Here is a 1317-nt window from a genome sequence, read left to right on the forward strand (position 1 = left end):
TGAACCGTTCCGGGTTCGGTGGGGACTCGATTGTTTGAGAGGATCGAGTCATGGCACGTCCTTCCCAGTACCCGCTTGAGCTGCGCCGTCGTGCGGTGCGGATGGTCGCCGAGGTGCGGCCCGACTACGACACCGAGTGGGCCGCGATGAAAGCCGTCGCGGCCAAGCTCGGCATCGGCACGACCGAGACGCTGCGCAAGTGGGTCCGCCAGGACGAGATCGATGCCGGCACCCGGCCGGGGACGACAACGGAGGAGTCCGCGCTGGTCAAGGCGATGAAGAAGGAGATCGCCGAGCTGAAGCGGGCAAATGAGATCCTCAAGGCCGCCGCGAGTTTCTTCGCGGCCGAGCTCGACCGGCCACACACGCGCTCGTAGCGTTCATCGACGAGCACCGGGACCGCTTCGGCGGCGTCGAGCCGATCTGCCGTGTTCTGACCGACCACGACTGCAAGATCGCCCCGTCCACCTACTACGCCCACCACAAACGCCAGGCCACGCCTGCGGCCCGCACCCTGCGGGACACTGAACTGAAGATCCTTATCCAGGAGGCGTACGACGCCAACTACCGCGTCTACGGGGCCAGAAAGATCTGGCGACACCTGAACCGCCAGGGGCATGACGTGGCCCGCTGCACCGTCGAACGCCTCATGCGCGACCTCGGCATCACCGGCGCCGTCCGCGGGAAAAAGGTGATCACCACCATCTGCGATCCGTCCGCGCCCAGGGCACCGGACCTGGTCGAACGCGACTTCGTCGCCGGCGCGCCGAACCGCTGCTGGGTCGCCGACTTCACGCACGTCGCGACGTTCTCCGGGGTCGTCTACGTCGCCTTCGTCGTGGACACCTTCTCCCGCCGGATCGTCGGCTGGTCCGCCTCGACCACCAAGCAGACCCGGCTCGTCCTGGACGCCCTGGACATGGGACTGTGGCAGCGCGACCGGGACCAATACCCGCCCATTCCAGGTGAGTTGGTGCATCACTCCGACGCCGGGTCGCAATACACGTCCTTCGCGCTGGCTGAGCATCTGGAGCAGGCCGGCATCGCCGCCTCGATCGGCTCGGTCGGCGACGCTTACGACAATGCGCTGATGGAATCCGCAATAGGGCTGTTCAAGACCGAGGTGATCAAGCCGCAGCGACCCTGGCGGTCCCTGTCACAGGTCGAACTGGCCACCGCCGAGTGGACCGACTGGTACAACCACACCAGACTCCACGGAGAGATAGGCCACATCCCACCCGCTGAATACGAAGCCCGCCACTACCTCACAACCACGAAACCCCAGGTCACACACAACGTCTGAGATCTCTATCGAAC

1 protein-coding gene is annotated in these 1317 nt (G+C 65.5%); it reads left to right on the forward strand.

Translation table 11 applies throughout. The features are described from left to right. The first annotated feature begins 50 nt into the window (after positions 1-50). Positions 51-1303 (forward strand): IS3 family transposase gene (locus tag ACFZAU_RS41800; RefSeq protein WP_500556605.1). Its coding sequence is split into 2 segments (ribosomal slippage): positions 51-333 and positions 333-1303, totalling 1254 coding nucleotides; the frame shifts between segments, so codons are not numbered across the junction. Positions 1304-1317: the final 14 nt, after the last annotated feature.

The sequence above is a fragment of the Streptomyces sp. NPDC008238 genome, from assembly GCF_042956445.1.
GTDB lineage: Bacteria > Actinomycetota > Actinomycetes > Streptomycetales > Streptomycetaceae > Actinacidiphila.